Here is a 17,344-nt window from a genome sequence, read left to right as displayed (position 1 = left end):
GTTTGGTTTTATTGTGTTCACCTACTTATTCAATTCTGAATAAATAGACAATAAAAATCTTCCTCATCCAGAAATAGAGAGAAAGATTTATTGGTTATAGCTGTTGAAAATACGCTAAATACCCCAACTCAGTGTTAAAGGACGTTGTGCAAGAACTTGGCTATAAAGCTCTTCTAATTGGGTGATGTTATCATTCAGGGTATAGCGTTCTAATACTCGCTTTCTGGCTTTTTCTCCCAACAATGTGGTTAACTCTGGATGATCTTGAAATAGTGGTAAGAGGGTTTTTAACTGCGATCGCACACTGCTTGTATTAATTGCCACACCAGCGCCCTTTTCTAAAACTTCTCCATCTGCACCAACATCAGTAGCCAAACAAGCTAAACCACAGGACATTGCCTCTAATAGAGACAAGGATAAACCCTCTACCAAAGAAGGTAAAATAAATACATCAGAACCCCGTAAAATTTCGATGCGGCGATCTTCATCAGCGATGAAACCTAACCAGATGATGCCATATTCTCGTCCATAAAATGATTCTAGAGAAGGCTTTAATGGACCATCACCCACAATCAATAATTTGGTATTAACGCCCATATGTGATTGTTTCCAAGCACGTAAGAGAGATTCAACGTTTTTCTCTTGAGCGATTCTCCCTTGATAAACAAACAAACGTTCAGCGCCAAATTCAGCTTTCACATGAGAAACACCGGGAGAATACTTAACAGGATCTACACCATTAGGTATAACAGCAATCTTTTTTTCCCTCACACCCATACCTGATAACAATTCCCGCTGAATTTGGGAAAAGATAATTACCCGATCATAATGATCCAAAAAAGGAGCGTAAAGTTGATAAGCTAAAAGTTGGGTACTAGATATTAATTTTGCTCCCTTCCCTGCAAATGGAGTGTGGAAAGTGGCAATTAGGGGCAAATTTAATTCTTCGCAAATTTCTGGTAGAACAAAATCTAAAGTTGATAAAGTCAGAGAAGCGTGAACTATATCCGGCTTAATTTCCCGCAAAGAATCTTTCAAAACCTTAGTTGCTTTGAAAGAGGGAATTGTATAAACCTGGGACTTGTAAATAAATGGCAAAGGAACTTCCTGAAAATTAGGCCAATTGTCAGTTGTCGCTTCTTCTTGGGCAAAGTGCAGAAAACTAACTTCGTGTCCTCTGTCTAGGAGTCCGTTGGTAATTTCTCGACTGTAGGTGACGTTACCGCAAAAGGGTGTTTTTTTTCCAATCCAAGCTATACGCATTCTTAGGTTATCTATAAAAAAAGCGAGGGTAAAATATACTGTTTTTATTATGAAGTTGTTATAGCTGAATTTTTGATATTCACAAAAACTCAGATATCTCTAACTTTTAAACCTAAATAATCTTGGTAATTAAAAAGTCAATAAATGGCTTTATTGATGATGCTCATAATTTATAAATCTTTTAACTTGATTACAAATTAATATGCTGATTATTTAGTTGATTCCCAGCAAGTATTTTGCATCTTGCTGGATTAAGTTTAGCACAAAACCCAACAGTTTGATGCAGTTTTTGGCTATTTGCCATTTGAGGATTCACCAGAATTATACCAGGTAAACAGACCGCCAATTAAGACAATGGCAGCTAAGGTAAAAAATACTGCTTTTAAGCCGATAAAAGTTTCCGCTACACCAGCTAAAGCCAGAGGTAGAGAAAGGGCAATATTAATCACATTATTTTGCAGACCAAATACCTTACCTCGCATATCTGGGGGTGTTTCGGTTTGGATTGCAGTTTGCATGGGGATACCCACCAAAGCCCCAAATACTCCCACTAGGGCAATGAAGAGCAGCACAGGCAAGAGTTGGGTTGTAAACAATGATAAACCAATTAAAGATCCTGCCATACCTAGACAACCCCAAAAACTCAGTTGTTTATAGGAAAAGCGTTGTCCAAATTGTCCGAGAATTGTCGCCCCAAGCGCCACACCCACACCAGCAGATGCTAATAAAAAGCCGAATTGAGAGGCTTTCATATTCGGAATAATTTCTGCCATGCGAACTGCAAGCACAGTCAGGGCTGCAAAGACAGAAAATAAGATAATTAGTTGTAATAAAGCATTGCGGATACGATGATTTTCTTGGAGATAACGTAACCCGTCGCGCAAATCCGAGAAAACATGGGGAAATTCTGTTTCAGGAGGATGGGGTTTTTCGTTAGTTTGGAGTAAGAATAATATTAACCCAGCGATCGCATAACTGCCACCCACCAGAATTTCCTTACCCAATCCCCCACTACCACCTAATTGCGTCCACAGTCCATCTGCTAATGCCAAAACTGGTTCTCCTACGGCAAAACCGACAATTACCGAAGCCATCATTGTCGTAGTGTAGAGAGAATTAGCCGAAAGCAAATCCTGTTCTTTCACTATTAAAGGAATAGCCGATTGTTCTGCCGGTGCGAAAAATTGTGTTAAGGTAGAAACCAAAAAAGTCACACCTAAAATAATCAAAAAACCCACGGGTAAAACTCCCACAGGCTGCCAATCATGGGTTAACCATAACAGCGAAGGAATGAGCAATACCAGAATCCCGCGCCAAATATTTGATGCTACCAAAACAACTTTTTTTGACCAACGATCTACAAAAACTCCAGCTACAGAACCAAATAATACGGCGGGAATAGTAAACGCCATCATTAAAGCGGAAACCCAACCACTAATACTTTGATCACTAGCTTGAAACTGACTATTAATCAAAGCAATCATTAATACTAAATAAACCTTATCAGCTAATTGACAGAAAACTTGACCTGCCCAAAGAGCGAGAAAATTCGGATTTTTCAATACAGGTAAAAAACCCACCTGTTGATTATTTTCCGAATCTGCACCTCCCGAACCAGCATCTATTAATGGTAGTGTTTCCGGTGTTAATTCCGTTGTAGTTGGGACATTTTCTGAAACACCATTAATTTTGCCATTTATCTGCGGAATTTTTGATGGTTTGGGGATATCAGTCAAGGGAATTTCTGATGTGCAATTCCCATTTTCAGAAACATCCTTGAGTGACATTTCTGGACTATGAATATGACTAACTTTAGGGGAAGAAGCAACATTATGATCTGATGCTTTATGCTTTTTTTTAGCGTCGCTAGGTGAGTGAGTTCGGCCTTTTTTATCTAAATCAGACGATTGCATCATGGTTGGTGGCAAAATAGGAGTCAATCAAAGTGGCAGAGCGAATAGGTTGTCCTAAATGATACTGGACATACTGGCGCAAAATTTGCTCAACAGCTAACCATCCAGAATCTGAAGCTGCATCTATTTGTATTATCTCTGTTTCCGACAGATATTGAAGCATAACCAGTTGTTTCCCATTCAAGCGACGAGAAATAATTGGTAACTCCTGCTGATGAAAAACTGTTTCATAGCTAGGGTTAGAGGCACAGGATTGGGGATTGGGAACACTTTTCTGTGTTGTTTCCTGCATTTCCCTATTTTCCCGGTTTTCCTGCTCTATTTCTGTTCGCAGGCTTTTCCAAGCATCTAAACAAATTATCCCACCAGAAGGAATACTAAATCCCACTTGCCAATGGGGATTTGTCCAGTCTGGAGTTAAAAGCCGTTGGGTTAAGCAACAGGATTCTACTTGTGGTGTCAGTCCTGCTAAGGCTAAAAGCTGAAATACACCTTGGACTAAATGGGCAACTACACATTTTATTTCAGTTTTGGGTATATCATTTAGGCGTTGAAGATGTTCATTAAATAACTCATAAAGTTCTGTTTGGGGTAGTTCGCTTAACGCTTGACACAAAACTATTTCCGCTAAATATTGACTAGCAGCTAATTTACCTAAATCTTTAGATAAACCGGGATAAGTTTTTATAGTTTCAGCTTGAGTAATTCTATCGAGATTTCTACCTTGGGAAATTAGTAATTCATTGACGATAAACATCCCCATTCTCCCACCCAAGCTGGAGTTTTGTTTCCGCGCTCCCGTAGCAACTGCCCGAATTAGCCCAAATTCTTGAGTTAAAATTGTGACTATTTTATCTGACTCACCCAGTGGTTGCGCTTTGAGATTAATACCAGTTGCTTTGTAGGTTTTACTCATTTTTAATCATTAGTTAGTTGTCAGTGGCAAAATAAATTACAACTGACAATGAGCAACTGACTACTCACTCTTTTCTTTTTCTGGGTTATGGCGTTGACGAAGTAAATCCACACCGCGAGATGTGCCTAATCTAGTCGCACCAGCCATAATTAAATCTAAGGCATCGTTGTGAGTGCGAATGCCTCCTGATGCTTTGATGCCTACCCTATCTTTTGCTATTTCTTTCAAAAGCTTAACATCTGCTACAGTTGCGCCACCATTCCAACCTGTACTGGTTTTTAAGAATGCAGCACCAGCATCCATAGCTAGTTCCGCAGCTATTTGTTTCTCTGTATCCGTGAGGAGGCTAGTTTCTAAAATTACCTTGACAGGTTGTCCGGCTTCTTCGCAAATTGTGGCAATTTCCCAGTGAACTTCCTCGGTTTTCCCGGCTTTTAGCCAGCCTATGTTAATAACTACGTCCAACTCAGTAGCGCCATTGTCTACGGCTTCTTTGGCTTCATATAACTTCACGGCTGAAGTATTTGCACCATTGGGAAAACCAATGACTGTACAAACTTGAGGATTTTTTTTATACAGTAGTTCTGCTACTTGCTTGACATAACAGGGATTCACACATACCGCTGCAAAGTTATATCTATATGCCTCGTCGCACCATTGACTAATCTGCTCTGGGGTAGCAATTGGTAATAGCAGAGAGTGGTCAATAAATGGCGCAATATCAATGTTGGGATAGTCTGCTGCCATCGTTTTTGCTTTTGGTGTAGAGTTTATTAAACTTGATGAAAATTAAAGTATTTCTTATATATTAAACCACAATACCCCCAGATCCCCGACTTCTTTGAGAAGTCGGGGATCTTAATTTTGCGAACCAGTGTTTAAAAAGTCAAGAATAGTTTGCGCTAATGCCTTTGCTGCTAAGTATGGAACTCCATTTCCAACGGTTTTAAACATATTCGTAAGTGACATATTTTCTGGAAATGAAAAATCTTCAGGTAAGGATTGAATTGCTAAAGCTTCGGCTACAGAAATACGTCTAATTTTGTAAGGATGTAAATGGACTTCATTATTACCATAACAAGCTGTGGGAGAATAACGCCACCGGTGCAGACGTTTAAAAGATTTTTTAGAATCATCTCCTTCTTCAATAGTAGCAAATTTAATTTTACCTGCTCGTGGTTGAAAATGATGTTGAGCATTGGGATGGTTGAGAACATCATTTTTTCTAAACCAATATTCAACAGTGAGTTGTTGAGGCATATTTTCAGGACAAGGAATTATGGAATCTTCTTGAAATGGTTCAGACTTATTCCAAGGATAAGCAAATACTTGATATTGAGGATATAAAATATGTTTTTCCCAAGGAAAGATAAATTCATCTTTGATTTTTATGTCTTTGAGAAAATTATCTTTAAGGCCTATTAAAATAATTCTCTCTCTATCTTGGGGTACACCATATTCAATAGAGTTAATTAACCGTTCTGTTAGAATATAGCCTGCTTGTTGTAATTTGATTTTTAGTTCTTCAAAAAATAAACGGTGTTTTGTGGTTCTCCATAAACCTTTGACATTTTCAAATAAAAAGAAATCTGGTAAGTTTTGACAAATTAATTCAATATAAGCAGATGATAGTTTACCATTATCGCCTAAATGTCCTTTGTTTTTGCCACCAACCGAAAAATCAGGACAGGGTGGACCACCAATAAAGCCTATTATATTATTTGATTTACGGGAATCTTTGACTAATTCATTTAATCGTTGTGCTGGTGTTCCTGTTATTAATTTACTTACGTCTGCGGCTTCTCCTTCATGATATCCATATTCAGGTTCGGGGAGGTTGAGTTTTTCCCGTGAATAGCGATATGCGGACATGAATGGGGGGAAGATTTCGTTGATATAAGTGATGTTATAGCCGCTAGTTTCAAAGCCTAAATCGAGGAATCCTGAGCCGGAGAAGAAGGAGAAAATAGTGGGATGATTGATCACTGACATAATATACTATTTAAGGAAAATTTTATTTAATTATTGCTAGTATAACTTATATTAGTTATTCGTTAATATCATTTTTGTGAAAAAAATAAATTTATGTTTGTTATATTCTAAAATTATTCTGCCAGGGAATTAATTCCCTGTCTAATAGCTAAAGTCTACTAAAGTAGACTAAAGATTTATTTTCAGTCCACTTGAGTGGACTTTGGCTGTTAGCCTGCGATTTTAATCGTAGGCGGTTTAGTTACGTAGTGAAAAATTTGAATCTTGCCATTAATCAATATATTCTATATTGTGTAATCATCTGAATCATAACCAAAATGTATAAACTACAAAGAATATTCAGCGGATTTATATTATTATCGGTACAAGTAGTATCTGGGATAATTAATTCAATTCTTGATATTAAATACTTTTACCAAAAACGTGTAGCACTGGCAAAATATCAGGAAATTCTCAATTGGGTGAAAACTCAAAATCTCCCCTTAGATACTAGCGAAGTCTTGAAATTACCTAATCATCTCGTAAATATCAGTCATGATGGGTTAGTTCAAGTCCTGCATACATCAGATGATACCTACTGCGTGGCAATCATGATTAAATATACCCCAGGTGCGACACAAAGAGTTGAAGGTATATTTACCTGTGATTTTCCCTTAACTCCCAGATATTTGACGAAAATTCCTGATATTTGTCACCGTATCAATATTTTAGGAGAATACCAAAAGCCATATAAAGTAGCTTGGGCATTTACAAATCTTGAAGTTGACAAGCAATATAATGATTGTTTATTTGCAGTTCATTGTCATTTGAACTAATTAGCTTATAATCAGAAGCATATATTTTTTACTCTGACTAAATTTATATCTAAAAATATACCAATCACTAGATGCTTTATACTTAGGTAGACTTCACTATAATTTAAAGCATATTTTTAGGGAATGGTGAACTATAATCTGATGTGCAGTTAAATAAATTAAAAATATATTGTCTAGAATATTTAACTAGAATCAGATAAAACAATACCTGATGGATGAAAATTATCTAATCACTAAAAATTCAATTTACTACTAATTTAGGCATGATTGTTGAGTATTAACTGGCTATAACTTGAGTTGAATAGAGTGCAAACTACATGAGTCAAGGTTTTTTACAAATTGCTTTAACGCTGTGTATTGTCGTATTCATTACGCCCATACTAGGAAAATACATAGCCCGCGTTTTCTTGGGAGAAAGGACAATCCTAGATCCTGTTATGAAGCCAATAGAGGCAATAATTTATATTTTAGGGGGTGTGGGTAAAAAAAATGATATGACGGGTTGGCAGTATATCCGCGCCTTACTATGTAGCAATTTAGTAATGGGTGTGATAGTTTATGCCCTTCTCTATTATCAGAAATTTCTGCCCTGGAATCCCAATGAACTGGGACGAATGAGATGGGATTTATTACTACATACCACAATTTCCTTCCTGACCAATACCGACCAACAACATTACGCCACAGAAAATACCTTTAGTTATTTTAGCCAAACCTCGGCTTTAGGTTTTTTGATGTTTACGTCTGCGGCTAGTGGTTTAGTAGTGGGAATTGCCTTTATCCGAGGATTAACAGGGAGAAAACTGGGGAATTTTTATGTAGATTTTACCCAGGCTATCACTAGGATATTATTACCTTTATCTATTGTGGGGGCGATCGCTCTAATTATCTGCGGTGTACCCCAAACCTTAGCCAAAACCCTAGTAGTAGAAACCTTAGAAGGCAGAATTCAGTATATAGCTAGAGGTCCAGTAGCATCCTGGGAAATGATCAAAATGCTAGGGGAAAATGGTGGTGGATTTTTTGCAGCTAACTCCGCGCACCCGTTTGAAAATCCCAATGGCGCTTCCAACTTAATCGAAATCATCGCCATGTTGGCCATTCCCACATCCTTAATTTACACCTACGGAATATTTGCCAACAACCTCAAACAAGCCTGGTTATTATATTGGATGGTGTTTATCATCTTTGTCGTTCTCATTGGCGTTACAGCCACAGGAGAATTACAAGGAAATCCTCTGATTAATAATGCTTTGAGATTAGAATTACCCAATCTAGAAGGCAAAGAAGTCCGATTTGACTGGGCGCAAACCGCATTATGGGCGATTACAACTACCGCCACCATGTGCGGTGCTGTCAACGGAATGCACGATTCCCTCATGCCTAATGGCACATTTTCCACCTTATTCAACCTATTTTTACAAATAATTTGGGGAGGACAGGGAATAGGAACCGCTTATCTCTTCATTTATCTGATTCTGACCGTCTTTATCACTGGGTTAATGGTAGGGCGCACACCGGAAATTTTTGGCCGCAAAATTGAAAAACGAGAAATTGTCCTGGCTAGTGTAGTGTTGTTAATTCACCCGATGATGGTTTTAATTCCCAGTGCTGTAGCTTTAGCTTATCCTATATCTTTGTCAGGAATTAGTAACCCAGGTTTTCATGGTATTTCCCAAGTAGTTTATGAATACGCCTCAGCCGCAGCTAATAATGGTTCTGGCTTAGAGGGATTAAATGACGGGACGTTATGGTGGAATTTAAGTACAACTGTCAGTATTTTTGCAGGACGTTATCTACCAATTATTGCCCTGCTCCTTTTAGCTGATAGTATGTCTGAAAAACAAGTAGTCTGTGAAAGCCGGGGAACTTTGAAAACTGATTCTTTGCTATTCACTGGGATTACCGCAGGTGTCACCCTAATTTTAGGAATCCTGACATTTTTCCCAGTTTTAGCTTTAGGACCAATCGCCGAAGGTTTTAAACTCGCTGCTGGTAGTTAGCAGTAGGAGAGGAGGAGAGGAATTTTCTTCTTCTTTCTTTATCCTGACTCCTGACTCCTGACTCCTGACTCCTGCTATATCAATTATCAATATATGAACTCAAACGGAAATAACTCTAATTCTAAAACACCCCGTCCTCGTTATCGCCGTAAGAAACTTAGGAAAACGCGAGTAACTAACAAAGGACTGTATTTTCGGGCAATAGGCGATGCTTTTAGGAAACTGTATCCCCAATATGCCATTAAAAATCCGGTAATGTTTTTGGTATGGATAGGAACAATTATTACTCTCTTCCTAACCATTTATCCCGAATTATTTGGACCAACAAATCAAAAAAATCCCTATCTGTTTAATGGGCTGTTAACAGGAATTTTATTTTTCACAGTTCTATTTAGCAACTTTGCTGAAGCCGTAGCGGAGGGACGAGGTAAAGCCCAAGCTGACACTTTACGTTCCACCCAGTCAGCCACCAGCGCCAAAACTATCAGCGTTAACGGCACAATTACAGAAGTTCCCTCTGGCAGTTTGAAACAGGGCGATACTATATACGTCGTTTCCGGTGATATTATTCCCGCAGACGGTGAAGTAATCATGGGTGTCGCGTCTGTGGATGAATCAGCGATTACAGGCGAATCTGCCCCAGTTCTCAAAGAATTTGGTTCAGATGTTGCTAGTTCAGTTACAGGTGGTACACGCATCCTTTCCGATGAGTTGATTATTCGCGTCACGGCTGAACCAGGTAAAGGCTTTATTGACCGGATGATTGCCTTAGTGGAAGGAGCAGAACGCACTAAAACACCCAATGAAATTGCTTTAACAGTATTATTAGCGGTTCTGAGTTTAGTATTTTTATTCGTAGTAGCAACCCTGCCCGCCTTTGCCTACTATGTGAATAGTCCTGTTAGTGTGCCGGTTCTCATTGCTCTCTTGGTAGCACTTATACCCACAACTATCGGCGGTTTGCTGAGTACCATCGGCATTGCCGGCATGGATAGAGTGGCACAATTTAACGTCATTGCCACTTCTGGCAGGGCAATAGAAGCCTGTGGAGACATCAATACTCTCGTTCTTGACAAAACCGGGACAATCACCCTTGGCAATCGTTTAGCAGAAGAGTTTATTCCTATCAATGGCCACTCAATCACAGAAATTGCGAATGTGGCTTTGGCAGCTAGTATCTTTGACGATACTCCCGAAGGTAAATCTATTGTCCGACTGGCAGAAAAGTTAGGTGCAAATTTTGATTTAGACCGCAAACGAGCACAGGGGGTAGAATTTTCGGCAAAAACCCGCATGAGTGGCACTAATTTACCTGGTGGTAGGGAAGTGCGGAAGGGCGCAGTAGGAGCAATTAAAGGCTTTGTCCTCTCTCGTCATGGACAGGATACCCCGGAATTAGATGTTGCTTATGAACAAGTTTCTCATCAAGGCGGTACACCTTTAGCCGTATGTCTCGATCATGAAATTTACGGTGTTATCTATCTCAAGGATATTGTGAAACCTGGTATCCGCGAACGATTTGACCAACTCCGACGCATGGGAGTCAGGACAATCATGCTCACGGGAGATAACCGAATTACTGCTTCTGTGATTGCTAAGGAAGCTGGAGTAGATGAATTTATTGCTGAAGCGACACCAGAAGATAAAATCAGTGTGATTCAACGGGAACAGGCTGAGGGTAAAATTGTAGCGATGACGGGGGATGGAACTAATGATGCTCCAGCTTTAGCACAGGCTAATGTAGGTGTGGCGATGAATACGGGAACGCAAGCAGCTAAGGAAGCGGCTAATATGGTGGATTTAGATTCTGATCCCACCAAATTAATTGATATTGTGAGTATTGGTAAGCAATTGTTAATTACTCGTGGGGCATTGACAACGTTTTCTATTGCTAATGATATTGCTAAATATTTTGCGATTATTCCGGTACTTTTCACTGCTGCTAATTTAGAAAGCTTGAATATTATGAAGTTGAGTAGCGTTAATTCGGCTATTCTTTCGGCATTGATTTACAATGCTTTAATTATTCCGGCTTTGATTCCTCTAGCATTAAAAGGTATTCAGTTTCGACCTTTGACTGCTAATCAACTTCTGCAACGGAATATTTTGATTTATGGCTTAGGTGGGGTAATTGCTCCATTTATTGCGATTAAATTCATAGATATGATGATTACGTTTGTGGGTTTAGCGTAAACAATTAAATCAATAGGTAATTTTGGTAATTCTTGCCTTTTGCCTTTTGCCTTGCTATAACGACAATTTTTAACGCCAACCTACTTAAATGTTGTTTTACATAAAGGGAACGGTAGAGTCATAATTCACAAATTAAAATAAAATTCAAGATTAAATTATGTCTATTATTCGAGAAATTATCAAAGCAGTGAGAATAACTTTAGTAATGTGGTTATTAACCGCAATTATATATCCTCTTTTTGTGTTGTTAGTAGGTCAGTCAATTTTCCCAGTTTCAGCTAATGGTAGCATGATGTTAAATGTCAGAGATCAACCTATTGGTTCAAGTTTGATTAGTCAAGGATTTACATCAGACCGTTATTTTCATGGTCGTCCGAGTGCTGTTAAATATAGCCAAGGTAGAAAAGCTCAACCGACTGGTATCTCTGGAGGCAGTAATCTTGCTCCGACTAATCCAGCACTCAAGGAACGGATTCTCAAGCAAGCAGAAGAATTTCAGAATGAGAATAAACAACCTGTGGCCGATTTGATTTATACATCAGGTTCTGGTTTAGATCCCCATATTTCTTTGAAAGCAGCACGACAACAGATAGAAAGGGTAGCACAAGCGCGGGGGATTAGGGAGGATGACATCATTCCGTTAATTAGTAAGTATATTGATGGGAGATTTTTAGGCGTTTTTGGGGAACCAGGGGTAAATATTTTACGCTTAAATTATGCTCTGGATTTGCAAGATATGAATCGTCAGCAAAATTAGTTAGTTATACTTTATAAGGTCATAACTTGCGTTTTTAGATCCATATACCCTTTTTGTTTTGACATGGGTAATGGGATCAATTACACTACGATCGCAAATCCATAAGAGTATTTGAGTCAATGCAACGGACTCGCGTAATTGGTTTAATGAGTGGTACGTCTGTAGATGGGATAGATACCGCTTTAGTCGAAATTTCTGGCAGAGAGTTGGATCTGAAGGTGAAATTACTCGCAGGGGAAACATATCCCTACCCCCCGCAACTCAGAGAACATATTTTAGAGCTTGGGGCTGGTACTGCTGTATCCATAGCCGAATTAGCAGCAATAGATGATGCCATCGCTCGGAATTTTGCTGAAGCTGCTCAACATATTCAAATTGGTCATCAAGGAGCTACCTTGATTGGTTCTCATGGTCAAACTGTTTATCATCGTCCACCCCAGGGATTAGGAGAACTAGGTTATAGTTGCCAACTAGGTCGGGGGGCGTTGATAGCCCATCTCACTGGTATTAATACTATAAGTAATTTCCGAACGGCAGATATAGCTGCTTATGGTCATGGTGCGCCCCTTGTTCCGAAAATAGATGCCTATTTACTCAGTCATCCCCAGGAAGAGCGTTGTATCCAAAATATTGGTGGTATTGGTAATGTCACTTGTCTCCCCGCCCGTAGTGATGATTGGTTGTCGCAAATTCGCGGTTGGGATACAGGCCCAGGTAATAGCCTATTGGATTTAGCTGTGCAACATTTTACAAATGGGGCTAAAAGCTATGATGAAAATGGTGATTGGGCTGCTAGTGGTACACCCTGTTACCCCTTAGTAGAACAATGGCTCAGTCACGAATATTTCCATTTACCACCGCCTAAATCGACTGGACGGGAGTTGTTTGGTGTCACTTACTTGTATGATTGTTTAGAGAATGCCCAAGCCTACCAACTCAATTCCGCAGACTTTTTAGCAACCATTACAGAATTGACAGCAGCTTCTATTGTTTATAGTTATGACACTTTTCTCTCCAGAAGACCACATCGGGTATTATTATGTGGTGGTGGTAGTCGCAATATTTACTTAAAAAATCGGCTAGAGTTACTGTTAGGGAATGTTCCAGTTTCAACTACAGACGAGTTTGGCTTAAGTGCGGCTTTTAAAGAAGCGATCGCCTTTGCCGTTTTAGCATACTGGCGGAACATCGGTATTCCTGGTAATTTACCCGCCGTTACAGGAGCATCTCAAGAGATGCTTTTAGGGGAAATTCACGGTAAATATAGCTAATTAACCCTAAATTTGCCACACTTCCTCTTAAAATAAGTAGGTTAGCATTGAAAATCGTCGTTATGGCACTAGGCAAGAGGCAAGAGGCAAGAGGCAAGAGTGGGGAAGTTAGAAGGAAGTTAGAAGAAAATCAACATCCCCAGCTTTTTTTCCTATTGAGAAATGAGTCCCAAAAGCAGAGTTAATAGTAAATAACTCTATGCCATATTCGCACCTGAGTCTAGACCCCAGCTATGTTTAAGCATTTCTTGATAAGTTGCTTCACGCACAACCATCTGCTCATAAAGCTTGACTAAAAAATCTTGAGCTTGTTCGTGGCTCATGTGTTGGACTTGTGTGGCAAAGGAGCGAATGCTAAATTGCTGTTCCAAAGATAGTTCAGTTCCTTGATTCATAAAACCTCGCGGTAAGTGGGAAACTCAGCGTCTAAAGACGCTGAGAGGGAAGCGACACTATGGCTTACGCCACGCTTCGCTATCGACAAGCTCAGTGACCGCAGGAGCGGTTAAAACCGCTGTGGATGTTAAAATTGAAACCAGATTTTTGATTGGAATCTGGAAACCAACTCCCATTTCTGGGGTAATGTTAGCCTTGACCTGTTATAAGAGCTTGTTAGGCTGAAAGCACTGTTCCAGTGACCTTAGAACTGTTTAACTTACAGCGACAGAGCGGGAAACTGGCTACGCATTTCGAGGTGTCGTGACTCAAATAACGGCTACCCTTAGACTACCCTTAGGGTGGTCTGGTCAGTACAGCTTGCAAGAAATTGCAAGCTCAGTCCCTTTAGGGCTGGGTTACTGACAATCAACTCCAAAACAAACAACGTGTAAAATCGAAATTGATCACAGAATTGAAAACTTGGAAGTTAGCGGTTAAAAGTAAAATCGGCTTTTGCTGATTACTTAAATTCTTTACTTCCTTTGATTGCAATCTGCTTAATTACGTCAAATTCCTAATAAGCAATTCCTGGGCTAGATTTTGCCTGACATTTATTTCTCTATATTAAGAAAGATAACAAGTGTTTGACAATTTGCCCATCTTTTTGAATTTATTTTTTCTGAGGTATGAATTGGTAATGAATCTACTGGTATAGGAATCAACTCCACTGAAAGCGGGTTTGTCCAAATTGGCATAGTTTAATTTTGGTGAAGATTCTTTAAGTAGCAGTAGTTATGGAATGAGAAATCGAGAGGAAGACCAGTTTGATACTTGGTTTTTATCTAGATTCTCTGATTGATTAACCCTTTATTTGCTGTTTATTTAAGACACACTACAAAGTAGGATATGTCAATTGTGGAAATTATAGAAATTTAAGCTCCTGTGGTAATTTCTGGAGATTAAAAATATTTTTATCAAATTGTTAATATAAAAAATGCTCAATTTGAACAAATCGTTAAGTATATTTACTTTTTTTAGGGAACAGGGAACAGGGAACAGGGAACAGGGAACAGGGAACAGGGAACAGGAAACAGGGAACAGGGAACAGGGAGCAGGGAGCAGGAAACAGGGAACAGGGAACAGGGAACAGGGAGCAGGGGAGAAATTCCATTCTCTATTCTTCAATTTCTTTCTCCTGAACTCCTGAAATCCTGACTCCTGACTCCTGACTCCTGACTCCTATTAGGTTTCTACAGACACAAGGACGACGGTAATATTATCGTGTCCACCTTGTGCTTTGGCGGCTTCAACTAGGTCATGAGCAGCTTTTTCTAAAGAAGGTGTATCCCTGATGTATCCAAGAATTTGTGGATTTATAAGTTCTTCTGTAAGTCCATCACTACAGAGCAGTAAGCGATCGCCATTTTCCAGAGTTAGTTGCTGAATATCAATGTGGTTGAGGTCTTCTCTGCCTAAACAACTGGATAAAACATGACGATAGGGATGAACCCTAGCTTCATCAAGAGTAATATCACCGATTTTCATGGCTTTGGCAATCCATGTATGGTCTTCTGTAATTTGTTGTAATTGTGATTCTCGCAGACGGTAGAGACGGGAATCACCAACATGACCGCATACAGGTAATTCATCTGGACGGATAACTACTACTACGGCTGTCGTTCCCATATCAGCACGTTCAGGATGATTGTGCTGATCTTGAACTATGGCTTTATTTGCAGTGGATAAAGCTTGTTCTAGGAGTTTTGAGGAAGATTCGGGGGATTGCCAATTTTGCTCTAGATATGCACAAATTTCGGCAGTAGCGATGCGACTAGCCTCTTCTCCTCCTGCATGACCACCCATACCGTCAGCAACTATAAAGAATCGCCCTGTGGGATCAATATAGTAGGAATCTTGATTATAAGCACGAATAAGCCCCGGATCTGTACAACCGGTAGATTCAAGTTTCATAGATTTTTCGTGAACAATTAATTAATACATCCGATCATAACGGTCGAGGCGTAAAAGCAACCGAATCAGCATGAATGAAACTGATGCGGCAATTAAACCAATAAAGCTTGCTAACCAGACATAATGGCTAACTAGGAGAATTGTGCCGGCAATTGTAAAACCACTGATAATAAGAGCATAACTTATTGCCAGTTGTATATTACTCTGTCGCCGGATCAGGCGTTCAGTTTCGACGGAGCGAACTCGCAGCCGGATATCACCACGTTCTATTTTATCTAGGGTATCTTCTAATCTTCGTGGTAATCCTAAAGCAGTGCTACTGACTTGGACTGCTTGACGACTTAATTCATTCAAGAAACTATTCCCCTCAGAACTACTGTTATCTGTCATAAGCTGCATTGCATAAGGCTGGGCAACTTCCATAAAGTTAAATTCTGGATCTAGACCTTTACCAACGCCTTCGAGGGTAGAAAAGGCACGCATGACGAAGGTAAAAGTGGCTGGAAATCTAAATGGTTGATCATAAGCGAGTTCATACAAGTCTTCACTGATGGCTGCCACTGATTGATTTTCAAAGGGCTTATCCATGAAGTGATCCAGCATAAACTGGACTGAACGACGGACTGGTCCCATGTCATCAACTGGGGCAAGCGCTCCTAAATCAACTAGAGATTTTACCACCCGATCGCCGTCTTTTTGGGCGATACCAAATAACGTTTCCATTAATCCTTCGCGGACATTGGATTTAATTGTTCCCATCATCCCGAAGTCGTAGAAAATCAAAGCCCCGTCGGGACTAACTGCCAGATTACCGGGGTGGGGGTCAGCGTGGAAGAAACCATTGTTGAGAAGTTGATGAAGATAGGCTTGTGCGCCATAGCGAGCGATCGCTTTTCTATCTACACCCGCAGCATCTAAAGCATCATACTGACTAACTTTAATCCCCGGCACATACTCCAAAGTAATTACTCTAGAAGTAGCATAACGCCAATAAACCCTCGGTACTTTCACCCAATCATAAGGGCGGAAATTCCGGCGGAAAGTATCGGCATTGCGTCCTTCATTCAGATAATCAATTTCTTCCCAGAGAATGCGACAACATTCTTCATATATACCCATCCAATCTCTGCCGCGTCCCCATTTGGGATGATTTTGAAAATAGCGGGCAATACCTTTAAGAATGCCTAAGTCAATTTCAAACAGCTTTTTGAGTCCTGGACGTTGGACTTTGACAACTACTGACTCACCAGTATACAAGGTGGCCTTGTGGACTTGACCCAAACTAGCAGCAGCGAGGGGAACAGGTTCAAAATCTTGGAAAAGTGTGGGAACAGTCTTACCTAATTCCTGCTCAATAATTCCTTCTACCTGTTCATAACTAAATGCTGGGACTCTATCTTGTAACTTAGATAACTCCTCCACATATTCAGCAGAGAAAATATCCGCACGAGTCGAAAACAATTGTCCAATCTTAATAAAAGTCGGACCCAAATCTAAAAACGTGGTTCTAATCCAGATTGCTTGGGCTTTGCGTCTAGCTGCTTGCTTAGATTCTGTTACACCACCGGAGTAACTCCAAGCTTTGTTATAGCGCCAAATTTTGAACATCAAGGTCAAGACAAAAGACCAAATATCCACAAAGCGGCGTTTGCTAGAGTATTCTTCCCGATTCCAACGGTATGCTTTGTCTGAGTAACCTTGTTCCATATTTTTCTTATACCGTCGGGTTGTTGCGGAGGCAGGGAGTAAGGGAGGTAGGGGAGGTAGGGGAGGTAGGGGCTGTCTCTTATACACATCTAGATGTGTATAAGAGACAGGGTCTAAACAATACCTTCTCCAAATTGGAAAAAGCCTTGATTTGTAGGTTGGGTT

General features: G+C 39.8%; 13 protein-coding genes. 5 read left to right on the top strand and 8 right to left on the bottom strand.

Annotation, left to right across the window (positions count from 1 at the left end; translation table 11 throughout):
* Positions 1–114: 114 nt before the first annotated feature.
* From FJR06_RS15440 to FJR06_RS15420, 5 genes are all read right to left on the bottom strand, one after another.
* Positions 115–1,263, bottom strand: a complete 1,149-nt coding sequence (locus FJR06_RS15440) for a glycosyltransferase family 4 protein (protein WP_148762806.1) — start codon at positions 1,261–1,263, stop codon at positions 115–117.
* A gap of 293 nt (positions 1,264–1,556) precedes the next feature.
* Positions 1,557–3,179 carry an MFS transporter gene (locus FJR06_RS15435; protein ID WP_015079239.1) on the bottom strand — a complete coding sequence of 541 codons (1,623 nt, stop codon included), beginning with the start codon at positions 3,177–3,179 and terminating at the stop codon, positions 1,557–1,559.
* Positions 3,163–4,092 (bottom strand): DNA repair protein RecO, encoded by a 930-nt coding sequence (gene recO / locus FJR06_RS15430; RefSeq protein ID WP_015079238.1) that lies wholly within the window; start codon positions 4,090–4,092, stop codon positions 3,163–3,165. Before recO ends, FJR06_RS15435 begins: the two co-directional genes overlap by 17 nt.
* A 60-nt stretch (positions 4,093–4,152) precedes the next feature.
* On the bottom strand, positions 4,153–4,839 hold the full coding sequence (deoC, locus tag FJR06_RS15425; protein WP_015079237.1) for a deoxyribose-phosphate aldolase: 687 nt from the start codon (positions 4,837–4,839) through the stop codon (positions 4,153–4,155).
* A gap of 111 nt (positions 4,840–4,950) precedes the next feature.
* A complete protein-coding gene (locus tag FJR06_RS15420) occupies positions 4,951–6,084 on the bottom strand; it encodes a DNA cytosine methyltransferase (RefSeq protein WP_168651741.1) in 1,134 nt (377 codons plus the stop codon).
* Positions 6,085–6,401: 317 nt separating this feature from the next.
* On the opposite strand from FJR06_RS15420, the gene FJR06_RS15415 reads away from it, so the two are divergent.
* The 5 genes from FJR06_RS15415 (at position 6,402) to FJR06_RS15395 (ending at position 13,123) form a co-directional block, all read left to right on the top strand.
* Positions 6,402–6,899: a hypothetical protein gene (locus FJR06_RS15415; RefSeq protein ID WP_015079235.1), complete on the top strand. Its 498-nt coding sequence runs from the start codon at positions 6,402–6,404 to the stop codon at positions 6,897–6,899.
* A 317-nt stretch (positions 6,900–7,216) separates the two neighbouring features.
* On the top strand, positions 7,217–8,902 hold the full coding sequence (gene kdpA / locus FJR06_RS15410; RefSeq protein ID WP_015079234.1) for a potassium-transporting ATPase subunit KdpA: 1,686 nt from the start codon (positions 7,217–7,219) through the stop codon (positions 8,900–8,902).
* A gap of 93 nt (positions 8,903–8,995) precedes the next feature.
* On the top strand, positions 8,996–11,095 hold the full coding sequence (gene kdpB, locus FJR06_RS15405; protein ID WP_015079233.1) for a potassium-transporting ATPase subunit KdpB: 2,100 nt from the start codon (positions 8,996–8,998) through the stop codon (positions 11,093–11,095).
* Positions 11,096–11,252: 157 nt separating this feature from the next.
* Positions 11,253–11,852, top strand: coding sequence for a K(+)-transporting ATPase subunit C (gene kdpC / locus FJR06_RS15400; RefSeq protein WP_015079232.1), 600 nt, complete (start codon positions 11,253–11,255; stop codon positions 11,850–11,852).
* 119 nt (positions 11,853–11,971) lie between these two features.
* Positions 11,972–13,123, top strand: a complete 1,152-nt coding sequence (locus FJR06_RS15395; RefSeq protein WP_015079231.1) for an anhydro-N-acetylmuramic acid kinase — start codon at positions 11,972–11,974, stop codon at positions 13,121–13,123.
* Positions 13,124–13,320: 197 nt separating this feature from the next.
* Here FJR06_RS15395 and FJR06_RS15390 read toward each other — a convergent pair whose 3' ends face one another.
* The 3 genes from FJR06_RS15390 to FJR06_RS15380 form a co-directional block, all read right to left on the bottom strand.
* Positions 13,321–13,518, bottom strand: coding sequence for an NblA/ycf18 family protein (locus FJR06_RS15390; protein WP_015079229.1), 198 nt, complete (start codon positions 13,516–13,518; stop codon positions 13,321–13,323).
* Between the two features lie 1,225 nt (positions 13,519–14,743).
* The gene (locus tag FJR06_RS15385; RefSeq protein WP_015079228.1) at positions 14,744–15,472 is read right to left on the bottom strand and encodes a Stp1/IreP family PP2C-type Ser/Thr phosphatase; all 729 of its coding nucleotides are present in this window, start codon (positions 15,470–15,472) and stop codon (positions 14,744–14,746) included.
* Positions 15,473–15,493: 21 nt separating this feature from the next.
* On the bottom strand, positions 15,494–17,179 hold the full coding sequence (locus FJR06_RS15380; protein ID WP_148762830.1) for an AarF/ABC1/UbiB kinase family protein: 1,686 nt from the start codon (positions 17,177–17,179) through the stop codon (positions 15,494–15,496).
* Positions 17,180–17,344 lie beyond the last annotated feature (165 nt).

Source organism: Dolichospermum sp. UHCC 0352 (assembly GCF_009711925.1).
Lineage (GTDB): Bacteria > Cyanobacteriota > Cyanobacteriia > Cyanobacteriales > Nostocaceae > Dolichospermum > Dolichospermum lemmermannii.
Note: the sequence above shows the minus strand (reverse complement) of the source record. Positions and strands in the feature narration are given on the sequence as shown.